The 16,136-nt window shown below is 68.4% G+C and carries 12 protein-coding genes; 6 read left to right on the top strand and 6 right to left on the bottom strand.

The genetic code is table 11. The features are described from left to right. Window positions 1-93 precede the first annotated feature (93 nt). From ABZV93_RS04180 to ABZV93_RS04170, 3 genes are all read right to left on the bottom strand, one after another. Window positions 94-1,383 (bottom strand): hypothetical protein, encoded by a 1,290-nt coding sequence (locus ABZV93_RS04180; RefSeq protein ID WP_354930080.1) that lies wholly within the window; start codon window positions 1,381-1,383, stop codon window positions 94-96. Then, entirely contained in the window at window positions 1,380-2,669 is a 1,290-nt protein-coding gene (locus ABZV93_RS04175) for an oligosaccharide flippase family protein (protein ID WP_354930077.1), read from the bottom strand. The genes ABZV93_RS04180 and ABZV93_RS04175 overlap by 4 nt, the downstream gene beginning before the upstream one ends. A gap of 96 nt (window positions 2,670-2,765) precedes the next feature. Continuing rightward, on the bottom strand, window positions 2,766-3,899 hold the full coding sequence (locus tag ABZV93_RS04170) for a glycosyltransferase (protein WP_354930075.1): 1,134 nt from the start codon (window positions 3,897-3,899) through the stop codon (window positions 2,766-2,768). Between the two features lie 352 nt (window positions 3,900-4,251). On the opposite strand from ABZV93_RS04170, the gene ABZV93_RS04165 reads away from it, so the two are divergent. Next, window positions 4,252-6,306, top strand: coding sequence for a GxGYxYP domain-containing protein (locus ABZV93_RS04165; RefSeq protein WP_354930072.1), 2,055 nt, complete (start codon window positions 4,252-4,254; stop codon window positions 6,304-6,306). Window positions 6,307-6,467: 161 nt separating this feature from the next. After that, window positions 6,468-6,818 carry a protein-tyrosine phosphatase family protein gene (locus tag ABZV93_RS04160; RefSeq protein ID WP_354930069.1) on the top strand — a complete coding sequence of 117 codons (351 nt, stop codon included), beginning with the start codon at window positions 6,468-6,470 and terminating at the stop codon, window positions 6,816-6,818. Window positions 6,819-6,832: 14 nt separating this feature from the next. Here the strand turns inward: ABZV93_RS04160 and ABZV93_RS04155 are convergent, their stop codons facing one another. Then, the gene (locus tag ABZV93_RS04155) at window positions 6,833-8,254 is read right to left on the bottom strand and encodes a sulfatase (protein WP_354930066.1); all 1,422 of its coding nucleotides are present in this window, start codon (window positions 8,252-8,254) and stop codon (window positions 6,833-6,835) included. Between the two features lie 243 nt (window positions 8,255-8,497). Here ABZV93_RS04155 and ABZV93_RS04150 point away from each other — a divergent pair, with 243 nt between their 5' ends. Together ABZV93_RS04150 and ABZV93_RS04145 are read left to right on the top strand one after the other, a co-directional pair. After that, entirely contained in the window at window positions 8,498-10,543 is a 2,046-nt protein-coding gene (locus ABZV93_RS04150; protein ID WP_354930063.1) for an ABC transporter substrate-binding protein, read from the top strand. Window positions 10,544-10,791: 248 nt separating this feature from the next. Continuing rightward, window positions 10,792-12,036: a macrolide family glycosyltransferase gene (locus ABZV93_RS04145; protein ID WP_354930060.1), complete on the top strand. Its 1,245-nt coding sequence runs from the start codon at window positions 10,792-10,794 to the stop codon at window positions 12,034-12,036. On the opposite strand, the gene ABZV93_RS04140 is transcribed toward ABZV93_RS04145, so the two are convergent. Continuing rightward, on the bottom strand, window positions 12,033-12,872 hold the full coding sequence (locus tag ABZV93_RS04140) for a helix-turn-helix transcriptional regulator (RefSeq protein ID WP_354930057.1): 840 nt from the start codon (window positions 12,870-12,872) through the stop codon (window positions 12,033-12,035). The genes ABZV93_RS04145 and ABZV93_RS04140 overlap by 4 nt on opposite strands. 103 nt (window positions 12,873-12,975) lie before the next feature. Here ABZV93_RS04140 and ABZV93_RS04135 point away from each other — a divergent pair, with 103 nt between their 5' ends. Further along, window positions 12,976-13,584: an NAD(P)H-dependent oxidoreductase gene (locus tag ABZV93_RS04135; RefSeq protein ID WP_354930054.1), complete on the top strand. Its 609-nt coding sequence runs from the start codon at window positions 12,976-12,978 to the stop codon at window positions 13,582-13,584. A gap of 43 nt (window positions 13,585-13,627) precedes the next feature. Here ABZV93_RS04135 and ABZV93_RS04130 read toward each other — a convergent pair whose 3' ends face one another. Further along, window positions 13,628-15,100, bottom strand: a complete 1,473-nt coding sequence (locus ABZV93_RS04130) for a polysaccharide pyruvyl transferase family protein (protein WP_354930051.1) — start codon at window positions 15,098-15,100, stop codon at window positions 13,628-13,630. A 180-nt stretch (window positions 15,101-15,280) separates the two neighbouring features. On the opposite strand from ABZV93_RS04130, the gene ABZV93_RS04125 reads away from it, so the two are divergent. Beyond that, a complete protein-coding gene (locus ABZV93_RS04125) occupies window positions 15,281-16,129 on the top strand; it encodes a sulfotransferase (protein ID WP_354930049.1) in 849 nt (282 codons plus the stop codon). Window positions 16,130-16,136 lie beyond the last annotated feature (7 nt).

Raw genomic sequence — 16,136 nt, 5'->3', positions numbered from 1 at the left:
GGCCGGACGCAGTACGGACTCGCCCATGGCGAGGCCGGCGTTGTAGGCACGGCGTACAGCTTCTTTCCACCTCATGGTTCGCGCCCTCTTCTCTCAGCCTTTGGTCTGTGCCTCAGCAACGAGGATCCGGTGTGGAGGCTTGTGCAGCATGTTCACCACGAGGATCACCACCAGGGGGGCACTGTTCACCAACAGGAAGGTGACCAACGATGTGAGGCTGTCGCGATAGATCTGGATCAGCGACGCCGCGACAAGCAGGTAGGCGAAGTGGAAAGCCGTCCCCATCCCGTGGGCGTAGGCACGGCAGTACACCCAAAGACCGGCCCGCGCCAGGAGGAAGGCGACCAAGGTGAGCCCCACCCAGCGGAAGTCGACGTAGAGACTGCCCGGCATGGTGAGGACGGCGCCCTGTGCACTGAGCGGGCGATCCGACGTCGAGAGCTTCACGACTGCCTCGTTCAGCACCGGTTTGTCGGGCCACATTGGCCGCGGGATGGGCAGGAACAGCACGTTCACATAGCCTGCACCGTAAAGAGGTACTCCGTAACGGTCGCTCTGCGCCATCACCACACCCAGCGCATCCAGCCCAAGCTGATCGTTCGACCCACCGCTGAAGCTCTCCCCGATCCCGCGGCTCACTTCCTGACTGACGACCTGTGGTGTGAGGGAACCCGTGCGGTAGGCGGCGCCGATGGCGTCCATGGCGACGAACACCGGGAACACGGCCACCATCCCGGCGACAATCAGTTTGGTCGGCCACCTGCGTCCCTTGCGATCCAGCCAGATCTGACCGAGCAGAATCAGCGGCAGAATGACCCGGAACCTGTCCTGGCTTTGCAGCCCCATGAAGCACAGGTACATCGCCAGCGGACAGAGCAGGTACCAGCGAAACCCCTTGACGTACACGAGACCCAGCAGAAGCAGTCCTGGCCAGGTCACCGCGAAAATTTCGTATGACGTCGAGAGCGCAACGCTCTCCATTCCGCTGCCCGAGGTGTACGTGCGGGTGGCCAGGAAGTACAGGCCGATCGGCATCAGGAACACAGCGACGCCGGTGACGACCGCCGGTCGGAGTTCGCGAGGCGACGTTGGTGTTTCGCTCCACTTCGCAGGTGTCGGCATCAGCCATCCGAAGGTGGCCGACAACAAGAAGACGTCCGCTGCGAGCAACGCACGTACGACTTCGGCCTCGCTCAGCCCCGAGAATGTGGGGCTGCCCTGACGGATGGCCCAGCCGCGAAAGGTGAAGAGCACTACGTGGAAGATCAGGTAGATGAATGCCGGATGGGAATGCCGGCGATGGCGATTCCGGAGGAAGCCCGCGGCGCACGCGGCGACCACGGTGGAATCGACCAGCAGAGCTGTTGACAGCGAGAAGTTCATACGTAGTCCGTCTCTACGGGTACACGGAGAGCTGGGCCGGTGCTCTGGATCGTCGCGGCCGCGCCCCACGACACCAGGAACGTGACCAACGCTCCTGCCAGAGACGCGATGGCCGCTCCGACTCCCCCGAGGCCGACAGCCAGGGGGAAGATGCCTGCGAGGGTGAGAACGCCGGCAATCTGCGCCCAGGCATACGCGCGCAGCGTGCCCGACGCCTTCAGGGCCGCGCCAAGGCAGTTCGCTCCGATTCGTACGACCGCTGCGAGAAGCAGGATCGTCAGTGGCTCCGCCGCCCCGAGGAAGTCCCGGCCGTACAGGAGCTCGATCATGGGGCGAGCCATGACGGCTATGACAAGGGATGCCGCGAGTCCGGCACCCATGCCGGCCACGACGGCGTTCGCCAGGCCCGGTCGGGAGAAGTGCCCCGCGCTGAACCGTGGAAAGAGCACCTGGTCGAGGCTGGTGCCGATCATGAGCACGACCGCCGCAATGGAGGTCGCGACCGAATAGACGCCGAGGACGGCCGGAGCGAAGAGCAGGCCGAGCAGCAACTGGTCCAGGCGTGGACCTATCCGCTGCGGCAGCGTCGCGAGGACGAGTCTTCGCCCGAAGTAGGTCGTCGCGCGCCGCTCGCCCGGCGCGAGTCGAGCTCGACCACCGCGCCGGGCCAGCGCCACAAGGAACACCGACAGCAGAAGTCCACCGATCAGGTTCGCGGCGAGCGCGGACAGGATGGTGAGCTGTCCGGCTGCCCAAAGCACCGCAGCGCCGAAGGCATAGACAACCGGCTGCGTGAGACGCACCGAGTTCCACGCCTTCATACGCTGGCCGGCACGCAGGGGGACGATGCTGAGGAGGGTGAACGTGTTCAGCGGAACCACTGCCGTCGTCGCGACGACCGACAACCAGGTGGCCACGCCGTGGGGCCGCACGATGTAGCAGGCGGCCCCCAGCAGCACCAAGCACCCGAGAGCACTCTGTACGGCGGCATCGCGCGCCACCGCCGACCTGAGTGCCCACGCACGACTCGACGAACCACCCGCGTGGAAGATCACTGCCTCGTCGATGCCGGTCAGTGACAGTGATCCCACCGTGGCGGACCACACCAGAAGTGAGATGAGCACTCCACGGTCCTCGGGACCGAGTCCCCGGGCGGTGATGACGCCACTCACGATCCCGAGGAGCATCGACAGCATGTTGACCGCGCCCGTGCCGGCCACCGCTCGGGCGGCGGGGGACCTGGTCAGACTGGTCAGTTTCACGCGCCCGGGCCCGTTGGAGAGCACGAACGACCACGAGCGTCGTTCGGTTCGGCGTCGACGAAGACCTGCCTGCAGTGGATCCTGTCGTAGGCGGGTGGGTTGCTCACGACGAGAAGGCGATCAACGGGCACGACGGAACTCCTCGTCGATGATCCGCACGTACTCGCGAGCCCGCTCGCCTGGGCCGGACATGGAGTCGAGCATGGCCTGCGCCGCCTCACGGATCGTCGCCTCCACCGCCTCGGGACTGCGCAACCATTCCTCGATCCGGTCCGCCCAGTCGTCGGGGTCGAGGGGATCGGCGTAGACCACCGCGTCGCCGCACGTCGTACGAACGAAGTCGCGGTCCGAGGCGAACACCACCCTGCCGGCCGCGACTCCCTCGACCGGAGCGGCCGAGAACGCCTCGAGCAGACTGGGGAACACCACGGCATCAGCTTGGGCGTACGCCTTCGCCAGCCCCGAGACGGGCAGCGGGCCGAGGTTGACGCAGTGTCGCCGGAACCTGGCGGTCCGCGCCTTCCACTCCTCTTCGCTCAGGGTCACGGCGAACTCGACATCCTGACCGCGACGGGTGAGCTCCTCGCCCACCTGGCCCAGCAGTTCATGGTTCTTGTGTGCGTAGACCCGGGCGACATACAGCAGTCGGGTTCGAACACCCGTGGTGCTGCGTGGCACCGGGCACTGCTCGAGCAGCGTCCGGTTGACACAGTTCGGCACCACGTCGACAGGCGCCGACAAGGCAGGAATGCGCCTGCGCGTGGCGTCGGCGAAGGCCTCGGTCTCCACAACGACCCGATCGGCGCGCTTCAGCAGTCGCCGCGAGACGATCCCACGTGCGGCCCACCTGATCCTGCTCCCGCGTGAGTGTGGAGGAACGCCTGCCGGCCGGGGGTAGACGGACGTCACGTCGGCGTACCCCACGATCCGGCGGCGCGCGCGGGCCGCGAAGTACTCCGGCCCCAGTACGACGAACGACACCTCGGCCCGAGAGCGGCTGGGCACCCAACCGGACAGGCGGGCGGGACCGCGAGGGCGCACCACACGTAGCGGCAACTCCACGCCGGCCTCGGACAGGTTCGCCGACACGGCAGGGGACACTTCGATGTCGACATCTCTCAGCCACGGACGGGCGGCGACCTCGCCGGGGTCGGCGCGAAGCGCAGCCAACTCGCTGAGAAACGACGTCGCCACCTGAAGTCCGCCGCCGTGATGAAGGTTCGACGCGTCGATCAGCACTCTCGACGGGCTCATCGCATCAGACCTGCCCTGTTGCGATCGGCTGCCGTGGGTGTCGCGTACGAGCGCGGTTGGCGAACCTGGCAGCGGAGCATTTCGACCTGATTGACATAACCCTTACGCCTGACGGAAACCGCTGTATCCCACGGCAGCTTTTTGGCCTGCGATCGAGAGCAATCGGAGGTTTTCACGGTCGCGGTGGCACTGGAGGCGAATGACAGCTTTCTCAGCGTCCGCATGCGAGCGTGCGGAACACCGGCCGTCCAGGTCAGGCCAGTGCGCTCGACACCACGCTTCGTGATCTTTACGGTGCGACGGGGCCGAGTCGCCGATGGCCCGAGCCGTCTACGGAGGGAATCGCCAAGCCATGGTGTCTCGTCGTCGCTTCCTCACGCTGTCCGGCGGCCTCGCCGGCGCCGCTGCCTTCACCCAATGGGCGGGTACGGCCGCAGCCGGCGCCGCGCCGATCAGTACGCAGCCCGCGCCGGCCGCCCTCGCCGCGAGGGAGGCGGCGAAGAACCCCAGCCTCGTATGGCCCGCCGACCAGGTGCTGCCGACCTTCCCGCAGCCGAAGCACCTCGACGTCGCCGACGTCCGGAAACTCTCAGGCGACGACCAGGCGCTCCTCAACACGCTGCAGGGCAACGTCAACCGCGTACGCCCCCGGATCTACTTCCTCGTCGACGACAGCAGTGACGCTGCCTGGCTCGCCACCCTCGGCCTGCCGACGACACGACACGACGACCCGATGAGCCTCGTCGCGGCGTACCGGTCGGAGATCAGCGGCGCCATCGTCTACGACCGCGACGTCCCGGACAGCATCAACGTCGCCACCACCATGGCCGGGCTGAAGAACGCCGTCATCGCGAGCCCCGAACAGGCCGAGAAGTACGACCTGCCGATCGTGGAGGATCTGCGCGGCCGGTTCACCGACGACCCGCTGGCGACCTATCGCTGGCAGGTAGAACACCTGTGGCCGCAGTGCACCCACCGGCTCCTCACCGGCGTACCGCCGACCCGCACGGCCGCGGTGCCCGGCGTGAAGTGGACCCAGCTCGCCCGCGAGACCAACCCGGTGCGCGACAACTCCAACCGCAAGGTCTACGAACTCGACCTGTCACCGGTGCTCGGCGGTGAGGGTGTTTATCTGCGCTTCCAGGACGCGTTCGGCAACGACGGGTGGGGACCGTCGGTGCAGCACGTGACGGTCCTCGCGGACGGGAAGCAGATCGCCGACTTCGAGACCGCCACCGACGCGGAGACGCCGTACATCTTCGACGCGGACGGGTCCGCGGTGACCGACGGGCACCGCTTCTGCGACGGCGGCGCGTACTGGATCTACCACTTCGAACCCCCTGAGGGTACGACCACGCTGACCGCGAAGGTCGACATGTGGAACCAGTACCTCGTCACCGCCACCGACCAGGCGCCGACCCGCGTCGAGGTGTTCCCCAACCTCCGCGACTACATCGTGGGTACGAAGGCGATGGTGGCCTGGCTGCCGCCCGAGGGAGCCTCTGGCGATCTGCTGGCCGAGATCTTCGGCATGGTGGAACCCACCACGCCGTACCTCGGCTGGTTCAACGGTGCGGTGGCCGGCGAACACGGCGGCGTCGGCATCGCCTCCGAGCAGGGTCTCGAGGTGCTCGCCGCCGACTTCTACCAGAACGGCACGGTGTTCTCCGGCGCCCGCGCGACGATCCGCGCCACCCCGCCGCGCCGCACCACGCCAAGGCTGAGGAAGAAGATCTACCTGACGTTCACCGTCGGCGAGGGCGACAACATCCAGTACTGCCAGCACCGGATGCGTGACATCTGGGACAACGACGACCGTGGAGCCGTTCCCACCAACTGGACGATCGACCCGCTGCTGGCCGACGTCGGCCCGGCGATCTACGCCTACTACCAGCGGACGGCGACCGGCAACGACCTGCTGATCGCCGGCCCGTCCGGTGCGGGCTACACCTACCCCTCACTGTGGCCGGCGGACAAGCTGGACCACTTCACCACGATGACCGGCCGCTACATGCGCCTGACCGGGCTGAACGTCATCTCCTGCTTCAACATCGTCGACGGGCCGCCCGCTCCGCCCGACGAGCGCGTGGGCGCCTCCTACCACGACAACACCCCTGCCCTCGGCATCGTCCTCGGCTGGGAACGCGGCAACCAGATCACCACACCCGGTGGGATCCCGGTGGTCGGTGACTTCGCGCGGTTCGCCGACGTCGCCGACTACCACAAGGGGCTGTACGACCACGTGGCCGACTGGGACGGCGATGCGCCCCGTTTCGTGGCGGCTGCGATCCAGGCCTGGAACTGGACGCCGACCCAGATCGTGAGCCTCGCGGACTCCCTCGACGACCGCTTCGAGATCGTCCGCGGAGACTCGTTCTTCGATCTGCTCAGGCGAACTCTCGACTAACCGGGGGGCCAGGTGGCAGAGGCTAGGCTCCGAAAGCAACGCCCGCTCTCGGTACGTGCGCGATCGGAGACCGGATGCCTGCCACCTGGCCCGCGGAAGACCCCCAGGTCCTACCCCTTCCCTCCGGACGGCTGGTCCGGGGCCGCGGCCTTCGTCACCCCATGCCCGAGGGCCCGACACCCGACTTCGGCATCTACCTGCTCGGCAAGGAGCCAAGTGCCCAGCCGTGGCCGTCACGATGGGTCAGGTGGCCGGACTTCTGGCTGCCGAGCGATCCGTCGGCGTTCGCCGAGGCGCTGCGCGAGGGCCTCGAACGCTCCGGTGCCGAACGGGTGGAGTTCGCCTGCGGTGGGGGCGTCGGCCGTACCGGCACCGCACTCGCATGCCTTGCCGTCCTCGACGGCCTCCCCGCGCACGTAGCCGTCGACTACGTTCGCCGCCACTACATGAAGAAGGCGGTCGAGACACCGTGGCAGAAACGGTTCGTGAGACGCTTCTCGCCCGGCCTGTGAGAGCTTGGTTCGTCTCACCCGGACAGCAGGTCGGCGGGGTCGAAGACGGCCAGTGGGTAGCTCCGCTGGTACTCCGGTGGCAGCGGGGCGAGCCGAGAGCGGAACTCCTCGATCCGGTCGGCGACCAGGCCCTTCGCCACCAGGTCCCGCTCGGGATACGCACCCAGGTCGTCGATGTCCGCGAGGAAGCGGTCCAGCTCCGCGGCCATCCGGGTGCGTACGCCGGCGTGGCCGGGATCGTTTGCCAGGTTGTGCACGCACTCCGGATCCGCGCGCACGTCGTACAACTCCTCGGCGGGCTTGCGCGGTGGCATGAACACCGCTGCGGTGCCCTGAAGCTCTCCGGCCGCGTTGAGCCGGCGGAGCTCCTGCATCGTGGGCATGTTCTCCATGTAAATGTTGCGTTGACAGTAGGGAATCTGCGGGAAGAAGTTGCGCACGTAGTGGTAGCACCGATCGCGTACGACCCGAACCCGGTCGAACGACTCGTCCATTCGATCGCGCCCGGCGAACACATACTCGCGCGGCGGTACCTCGGCGCCACCGAGGAAGGCCGAGCCGTCGTAGTCGGCAGGGATCGGCGCACCCCCGATCGAGCAGAACGTCGGCGCGAGATCGACCCAGGACACCAGCCGGTCACTGACACTGCCCGGCTCGACGACACCGGGCCAGGCGATCAGCAAGGGCATGTGGATGCCGGCGCTGTAGGGCCAGCGCTTCTCCCGCGGCAGGCCGCGACCGTGGTCGGCCAGGAAGACAACGACCGTGTTGCCCGTCTGCCCGGCGGCGTCCAGCGCATCGAGGATCTGCCCGACCTGCCGGTCGAGTTCGGCGATGTTGTCGGCGTGCCGGGCGATGTCACCGCGCACGGTGGGCGTGTCCGGGAGGTACGAAGGAACCGGCACGTCCGCCGGGTCGGTGACCCGTGCCGGGCGGGGCCTGCGCGGGTCCCAGTGCTCCAGCCCCTCGCGGCCGGCGTACTCGCCCGCGTCCGGCCACATGGACGACTCGTGGGTGATCGCGAGGTTAACGTAGGCGAACCAGGGCTGGTCCGGCATGGCGCCGGCCCGCAACCGGTCCACCCATGGTTGGTCGTCGTCACGCCAGCCGTCGGTCGGCTCGAAGTTGAAGTCCAGCTTGGTCGGCCAGCTCACGTGGTAGCCGGCGTCGCGCAACTCGTGGGTGAACAACCGTGGCGGGTGCACCAGCGTGGACCGCATCGCGTGAGTGCCGATCTTCATCGGGTACTGACCGGTCACCATCGTCGACCGCGACGGTGCGCACACCGGATAGGTGGAGTACGCCTCGTCGTAACGACAGCCGCGCGCCGCCAGCCGATCGAGGTGGGGCGTACGCACGTAGTCGTCGCCGTAGCAGCCGGCGATCCGGCCGATGTCCTCACCCACGATCAACACGATGTTCGGCCGGTCGGACACGCGATCACCTCTTCTCCGAAAGCGATCCTACGGGCGGTGTCGTGAGAGCGGCTTTCCGGCGAGAACACGCGTGGCCGGATGCTGCCAGCGGCCCGCAGGCTCGCGTCGATGTCGTTGACGGTATGCGACTCGCCCAACTACGTTGCGTTCCTGTCGAGCGAAGGGCCGACCGTGGACGCACCCGATGGGCACAGCGGAAATATCAGCAGACGTCGGCTCCTGATCGGGTCCGCACTTGCGGCGGTGACCACGACGATCGCCGCCTGCTCCGAGTCCTCGACGAACGACGGCGGGAAGCCGTCGGGGAGCCCGAGATCCGCCAACCGCAAGGGCTCTCCGGCGAAGCCGCTGGCAGCGCCCAAGCAGCTGCACGAGGCGCCGGCGCTCACGAAGCGGGTGAAGGCCGGTCACCTGCCACCGGTTGGAAAACGCCTTCCGGAACGGCCGTACGTCGTTCCGCACCGCTGGCTGCGGACCGGCAGGTACGGCGGAACGCTGCGGATGCCGGCCTCGGCGTCCACGACGTTCTCGCCGACCACCCTGATGTACGGGCACGCACCGTTGCGGTGGCTCAACGACTCCCAGGACCTCGGACCCGGCCTGGTGGAGTCGTGGGAGTCCAACGACGACGCGTCGCAGTGGACCCTTCACCTGCGCAAGGGCGTGCGCTGGTCCGACGGTGCCCCGCTGACCTCCGCCGACGCGATGTACTGGTGGAAGGACCTCGTCCTGAACGACGACTACCCGGCCGCCGCGCCGGACAGCGGGCGTTCCAGCAAGGGGACGCCGATGCGGCTGTCGGCGCCGGACGCGTACACACTGGTCATGGACTTCGACGCACCAAGCCCGGTGGTCATCTTCCAGCTGGCACGCTACGTTCAGTGGGACGTGTGGTTTCAGCCCAAGAACTATCTCAAGCAGTTCCACGCCACCTACAACTCCGAGGTGAGCGAGGACTGGGCGAACCAGCACGCGGAGAGGATGAACTACGCGCAGAACCCCGACTGCCCGACCCTGACCGGATGGAAGCTGCGTTCCTACCGGGAAGGCATACGTGTCACCTGGGAACGCAATCCCTACTACTGGTGTGTCGACACCGAGGGCAACCAGCTTCCCTATATCGACGTGCTCAGCATGCCGTTGTTCCAGGACCCGCAGGTCGGCAAGCTCCAGGTGCAGAACGGTCAGGCGGACTACGCCGGCTCGTGGGGCGCCTCGGTGCCGCTCGGCCTGGCTGACGTGAGCGGGCTGAAGCGCGCGGCGGCGAAGAGCAAGACGCGCGTCCTGCTGTGGAACACCGGAACCGGCGGCACACCGGCGTTCTTCTTCAACCACGACTACGAGAACGAGGCGATGCGGAAGCTGATCCGCACACCGGAGTTCCGGCAGGCGCTGTCGTACGCACACAACCGCGAGGACGTACGCAAGACGTTGTACTTCAACACCGGGCAGATCACGACCGGAACGCACAGTCCGGGGGCGATCGAGTACCACACCGCACCGGACGGGCCGAAGATGTACAGGGCCTGGAAGGACAGTTACGCCGCCTACGACCCGGAGAAAGCCAAGCGGATGCTGGACAAGCTCGGCGTGGTCGACTCCGACGGTGACGGGCTGCGCAACCTGCCCAACGGCGAGAAGCTGTCCGTGGTCGTCAGCTACTCCGCCGACAGCACCGAGGAGAGCGTCACCTACAACCAGATGCTCAAGCGCGACTGGGAGAAGATCGGTGTCGCGGTCAAGCTCGACCCGCGGCCGCCGACGGTGTTCGGAGAGCAGTGGGAGCGCGGCGAGCTGATGTCGCAGGGCGGCTGGGGACTCACCACCCTGCACGACCATCTCGTTCTGTACTACTGGTTCTGCTCGACCGAACCCACCGTGTGGGCACCGTTGCAGGCCCAGTGGTGGAAGGTGCGGGGTACGCCGGCTGAGCGCTCCGAGGCCGACGTCAGTCCGTGGAAGCGCACGCCTCCACGCCTCGCACCGGACAAGGGCAGCCCGGTCGACCGGCTGTGGCAGGGGCTGGCGAAGGCGCTGGCGGAGCCCGAGGCCCTGAAGCGGACCAGGACCGTGTGGGACATGATCAGGATCCACGTGGAGGAGGGGCCGTTCTTCCAGTGCTCGGTGGCCAATTTCCCGACCCCGCTGGTCGTGCACCAGGACCTTCGCAACGTGCCCAGCCAGGACGAGCTCGCCTACGGCGGCCTCGCCAACACCTGGTCCCATCCGACGCCCGCGGTCTACGACCCGGAGGCGTACTACTGGGACAACCCCTCCCAGCACACCTGAGAACGATGTGCGGCGACCGGTCCCGCTCCCGGAGCGGCTACGCTGACCTGCGCCGATTCGCCTGATCTCCCTCGCGGGGACTACTTCCTCCCCCTGAGGAGCCAGGCCTACTCGTTACGAGACTTCGAGAATTGTTCGGGTAGTTCCGGTGCACGAGTGGTGTGCGGCCGGCGTGGGTTCGCGCTTCGTGCGCGGAAGCAGGGCGACCAGAAGTCGGCGACGTCGCGAGGTGAGCAATGGGAAGACCGATGAGCCGCATCACGATGACCGGGATGCCTGCCTCCGGGCATGTCAACCCGAGCCTGCCGTTGGTCCGCGAACTCGTCGGCCGGGGAGTCGGCGTCACCTACTACGCCACCGGTGAGTTCGCCGAGCCGGTGGAGCGCGCAGGTGCGAAGTTCCGTGCCTATCCGGACGGGGCGATCAGCTCCCGCGACATCGCGGCCGCCACCCAGTCCGGTAGCTCCGTCCGGGTGGTCGCAAGGGTGCTGGCGGCAACCCTGTCGCTGGTGCCGTTCCTGCGGGAGGAGTTCGCGCGCGAACGCCCGGACGCGGTGGTGTACGACTCCAACGCCCTGTGGGGACGGGTCACCGCCGCGAGCCTCCGCCTGCCGACGATCTCGTTCATGACGACCATGCTTGTCGGCCCGGCGGACTTCAAGGGACTCACCGCCCTGGAGTGGGCGCACACCCTGCGGCTGATGCTGCCGGACTTCCCCGAGGCGGTGCGAGCGCGACGCCGGGTGCTGCGAAGATTCGGCAAGGACGTCGTGCCGAGCACGCCGATGCTGCCGATGTTCGGCGACCTGACGTTGTTCCCGATCCCGCGCGAGATCCAGCCCGCGAACTCCCGCCTGGACGAGAGTTGTCACTTCCTCGGCCCCACCGTCAACCCCGTCAACGCCGGCTTGCGCGGGGCCGAGTTGGATGCCGAGCTCGCCGCGCACGTGGACGGTGCCGAACCCGTGGTCCTGGTCTCGCTGGGAACGCTGCACGCCGGGACCGGCGAGTTCTTCCGTACGTGCCTCAGCGCGCTCGCCGACCTGCCGGTGCGGGTCGTCCTGGCGGTCGGGCACTCCACCGACCCTGCCGAACTCGGCTCGCCGCCGGCCAACACGCTGGTCCGCACCACGGTTCCGCAGGTGGAGATCCTGCGCAGGGCTGCCGTCTTCGTCACCCACGGCGGGATGAACAGCGCCCTGGAGGCCCTGACCTGCGGCGTGCCGCTGGTGGTCGTACCGCAGCAGGTCGAACAGCTCCTCATCGGCCGGACCATCGCCGAACGCGGGGCGGCCGTGGTGCTGCGTCAGCATCTGTCCCACCGGCCCGTCCCGCCCGGCGACCTCCGCACCGCCGTCGAACGCATGCTGACCGACCCGTCCGCGCGTGGCCGTGCGCGGGCACTGGGTGCCGGCTTCGGCGCCGGTGGTGGGGCCGGCGGCGCGGAGCTTGTCGAGAAGTTCCTGCGCCGGCAACGCAAGGGCGGAAGCTAGGAGAACATCGACGCGGAGAAGAACGTCGACGGGCGAAGGCGTTCCAGCGCCGTCGCGGTCGCGTCGTCGGCCGGGAGGTGGACGACGATCTCCTGGGTGTCCGTGCTCGGCAGCTGCAGGGTTTCGCGGTGCCAGCACAACTCACCCGCGGCCGGGTGGTTCAGCCTCAGGGGGACCCGCGGTGGTGGTACGTGCCGTTGGAGCCGACGGGTGAACTCCGCACCGGCGACCGGCCCCAGTTCGGCGCTGAACCACTCCGAGCTCGCCTGGGTGGGGCCGAGCCACAGATCGAAGGCCCGTTCGTCGGCCACCTGGTCCCAGTCGGCGAAGAAGCTCCTGGCACGGGGATCGGTGAACGTGTAGCGGGTGAGGTTCGGCTCCGCCGCGTCGAACAGGCCGGAGTCGCGCATCACCAGTTCGAAACCGCTCGTGTGGGCGAGTACGTCGCCCAGCCGGTTGGTCACGATCGCGACCGCGGGCTCGAGGAGGTCCAGGGTCGCGCGGACGGCCGGGCGTACGACGCGGTTGGGCGGTGCCGGCCGGTGGTAACCGACGCAGGCGCCACCGGTGATCTTGACCAGGAAGCGCAGGTGTTCGCGGTCGCCGGGATCCAGGTTCAACGCGTCCGCCACGGCGTTGACCACCGCCGGGGACGGATTCCGGTCACGGCCCTGCTCGATGCGGGTGAGGTACTCGACGCTGATCCCCGCGCGGGTGGCGAGCTCGACGCGGCGAAGGCCGGGTGCACGCCGGCGGTTCAGGTCGGCCAGCCCGAGCGTCTCGGGCCGGGTGCTGTCCCGCTTCGCGCGGATGAAGTCGCCGAGCGGGCTGCCCATGCCTGCCAGTCTAGGCAGGTCGCCGCCGCTGGAAGGTGGCCCTGAGGGGGCCAGCCTGCGCCCGGTCTGGCTGTCCGGTCCGGGGAGGCGGACGGTGGACGGCATGAGCGAGAACAACCTGAACGAGCCGAGCAGGCTGGCCGTCGTCGTCGGCAGCGTCCGGGAGGGCCGGTTCGGTCCGACCGTGGCGTCCTGGGTGGCTGAGCAGGCACGGGTGCACGGCGGATTCGAGGTCGAGATCGTCGACCTCGCCGACTTCGACATCCCGCTGTCACTGCCCGGAACGTCCCCGAAGTACGCGGGCGAGGCGTACCCCCGCCCGGCGGGCATGGCGCGGCTGACGGCGGCGCTGGAACGCGCGGAGGCGTTCGTCCTGGTGACCGCGGAGTACAACCACAGCTATCCCGCGTCCCTGAAGGCTGCGATCGACTGGCACTACACCCAGTGGACCGCCAAGCCGGTCGCCTTCGTGAGCTACGGGGGTGCTGCCGGCGGCCGGCACGCCGTCCTGCACCTGGAGAACGTCCTCACCGAACTGCACGCGGTGACGATCCGCGACGGGTTGTCGTTCCCGCTGCGGGTCGGCAGCTGGGAGGACGGTGAGCCGACGGATCCCGAAGCCCCGGGGTACGCCAAGACGGTGCTGGACCTGCTCGCCTGGTGGGCAGCCGCACTGCGGGCGGCCCGGCAGACCGTTCCTTACCCGGCCTAGACCGGTGACCTCACCGCCGTGGTGAACGTGAGGTACCGCCCCGTCACGAACCGCGACTGAGTCGGCGGATCCGGCGGCGTACGGCAGGGCCGAGGCGGACCATCACCCGCTTCTCGATCCCACTCGTGCGCCGCTCCAGGGCGGCCAGCTGCTTCCGGGTGGCCGCGAGTTCCTTACGGAGCGCGGCGAGCTGATACTCGGCCTCCGCCTCGCGGCGTTCGGCGGCGGACAGGCGGCCACGCAGTTTCCGGTCGTTCTCCCGGGCTCTGGCGTCGGTGGCCGTCGTCAGCTCACGCAGCCGGCTGACGCGGTAACGCAGGTTGCCGTCGTCGCCGCCGTCCCAGACCGGGATGGACGCGGGCAGGTCGAGCGCGGCGAGTTCGGCGTCGAACGCCGCACCTCGGTCGCCGTGGGTGTAGGCGTTGCGCAGGCCGTTGCGGTCGAGGAAGGCGACTACCCGGTCGAACCGCTCGGCGTGGCCCTTGAGCATCGCGGAGAAGTCGGCGTTCTCGTACAGCTCGCGCGGGTCGGTGTCCGCGGGCAGCCCGGCCAGCTGCCGGTACGGCAGGTCGAAGTACCGGCACAGCTCCAGCGTGCGCGAGTCGTGGGTGAGCACGACCGCGGGGGTGCCCGCCAGCAGCGCGGCGACGTTGCCGTGGATGCGGGTCCCGAACGCGAAGTCGTGGTCGCGCAGCTCCCGGATCCAGGTCGCCGGGTCCAGCGGCAGGCGCATCTTGTTCTCGCGCAGGAGGGGGTGGCTCAACTGCAGCGGGAAGTCGTCGGCGACCCCCGATTCCGGCGAGGTGTCTCCCCAGAGCAGGAGCTCGCCGTCGGCGGTGTTCTGCGCGTAGTAGGTCAGGTGCGGATAGCGCTCCCAGGCGTGACGCGCGATGCCCGCGACGTCGCCGACCGTGATGGCGTCGGGCGAGAGGTTGACCGCGATCCGTGAACCCGGGTCGACCTCGGTGGCCCGGATCTCGGGGAACGTGTCGCCGTACATGAACATCGACGGGCAGCCGATGATGTCCACGTCGGCGAAGCCGAGCCCCTTCAGGTACCGCGCGGTCAGCTCACCGCGTACCCCGATGGAGGCGGAGCGGTCCAGAACCGCCGAGACGAACCGCCGTACGGACTCGTTCATCGGGGTGAGCGAGTCGGTCTCGTAGTCCTCCCCGACCTGGGCCCCGACGCCCACCACGACCACCGGGATGGTGAGTTGTTCGATGAGCCTGGTCAGCCGGTCGAGCGAGGTGTGGAAGGTCGGACGGAAGGCGTTGGCGAGGGGGACGACGAAGACGTCGTAGCGCTCGTTGATCTGCTCGGCCCGCTCGGGGGAAATGTCGGTACGGATGCCGTTGGACGTCACCGTGGTGTCCGGCAGCGACAGCATCTTGTGAACCGAATCGCTGAACAACAGATTGCCGGTGTTCGTGCCGATCAGGTCCTGGTGCAGGAACTCGGCCGGGGTGGCGACGCGATGGGGGCTCTTGCCCGAGCGGATGAGGATCTGCTTCACGACGGTTCCTGGGGCGTGAGGTGGACAGTGCGTGTCCGGCCGACGACGGTCTGGATCACGGCTTTCGCCGAGTGGCCTATGGTGCCGTCTCCGCGACGACAGGTCCAGAAGCCCGCTCACCCGGGTAGGAGGCAGCCAGGACACCGTGACCCAGACCGGGTCAGACCGAGGCAGGGGAGTATGGGCAGCAGCTTTCTGCGAACAGCCGCGATCACCGCGGTTCCCGCCCTTGGCCGGCTCGTTCGGCACCGGGACGTGTTGCTCGGGCAGAACCAGCGGCTGCGTACGGACATCGACCGGCTGCGTACGGACATCGACCGGCTGCAGCTGCAGCTGGACGCGCTTCGGGGAGGCTCCGCTGCCGCGGAGAGTCCGGACGACCGGGCCGAGCTGCGGTACCTCTTCGTCGTGACGTACGGGCGTTCGGGGTCGACCCTGCTCATGTCCCTGCTCGACGGAACCCCCGGGTACTGCATCCGCGGGGAGAACGGCGGGGGCCTGCACCGGCTGTTCGAGTACCACTCCGCCGCCCTGGACGCCCGCGTGCGGTGGGCCGGCGACGAACCGCTCACGCCACAAAACCCGTGGTACGGCATCGACGAGTACCCTCCCGCGCTCGCCGTCGCGCGGATGCGCCAGCTGGTGACGGAGACATTGCTCCGCCCGGAGCCGGGGACCCGCGTGGCGGGCTTCAAGGAGATTCGCTGGTGGCAGTCCCCTCCGGACGACTACCTCGCGTTCGTCGAGACGCTCTTCCCGGGCGCGCGGTTCATCCTGAACACCAGGAACCTCGCCGACGTCGCGCGCAGCAGGTGGAACAACCACACGCCGAACGCCCTGGCCGATCTGGCCATGCTCGAGGGGCGCCTGCGCGAGGCGGTGGACAAGCGTGCCGAGCGCGGCTACCACGTTCACTTCGACGACTACGTCAAGGACCCGTCGGCGCTGCGGGGGCTGTTCGACTGGCTGGGTGAGGGGTACAACGAGGAGCGGGTGGCGCGCACGCTCGCCGTTCGGCACTCCTTCTGACGGTTCT

Source organism: Actinopolymorpha sp. NPDC004070 (genome assembly GCF_040610475.1).
Taxonomy (GTDB): Bacteria; Actinomycetota; Actinomycetes; order Propionibacteriales; family Actinopolymorphaceae; genus Actinopolymorpha.
This window is presented reverse-complemented; position numbering and strand designations above follow the sequence as displayed.

What these genes read in the sequence shown, in the direction of transcription:
- ABZV93_RS04180 (WP_354930080.1), bottom strand. Translation starts at nt 1,383, where the DNA reads ATGAACTTCTCGCTGTCAACAGCTCTGCTGGTCGATTCCACCGTGGTC.
- ABZV93_RS04170 (WP_354930075.1), bottom strand. Translation starts at nt 3,899, where the DNA reads ATGAGCCCGTCGAGAGTGCTGATCGACGCGTCGAACCTTCATCACGGC.
- ABZV93_RS04165 (WP_354930072.1), top strand. Translation starts at nt 4,252, where the DNA reads ATGGTGTCTCGTCGTCGCTTCCTCACGCTGTCCGGCGGCCTCGCCGGC.
- ABZV93_RS04160 (WP_354930069.1), top strand. Translation starts at nt 6,468, where the DNA reads ATGCCCGAGGGCCCGACACCCGACTTCGGCATCTACCTGCTCGGCAAG.
- ABZV93_RS04145 (WP_354930060.1), top strand. Translation starts at nt 10,792, where the DNA reads ATGAGCCGCATCACGATGACCGGGATGCCTGCCTCCGGGCATGTCAAC.
- ABZV93_RS04140 (WP_354930057.1), bottom strand. Translation starts at nt 12,872, where the DNA reads ATGGGCAGCCCGCTCGGCGACTTCATCCGCGCGAAGCGGGACAGCACC.
- ABZV93_RS04135 (WP_354930054.1), top strand. Translation starts at nt 12,976, where the DNA reads ATGAGCGAGAACAACCTGAACGAGCCGAGCAGGCTGGCCGTCGTCGTC.
- ABZV93_RS04125 (WP_354930049.1), top strand. Translation starts at nt 15,281, where the DNA reads ATGGGCAGCAGCTTTCTGCGAACAGCCGCGATCACCGCGGTTCCCGCC.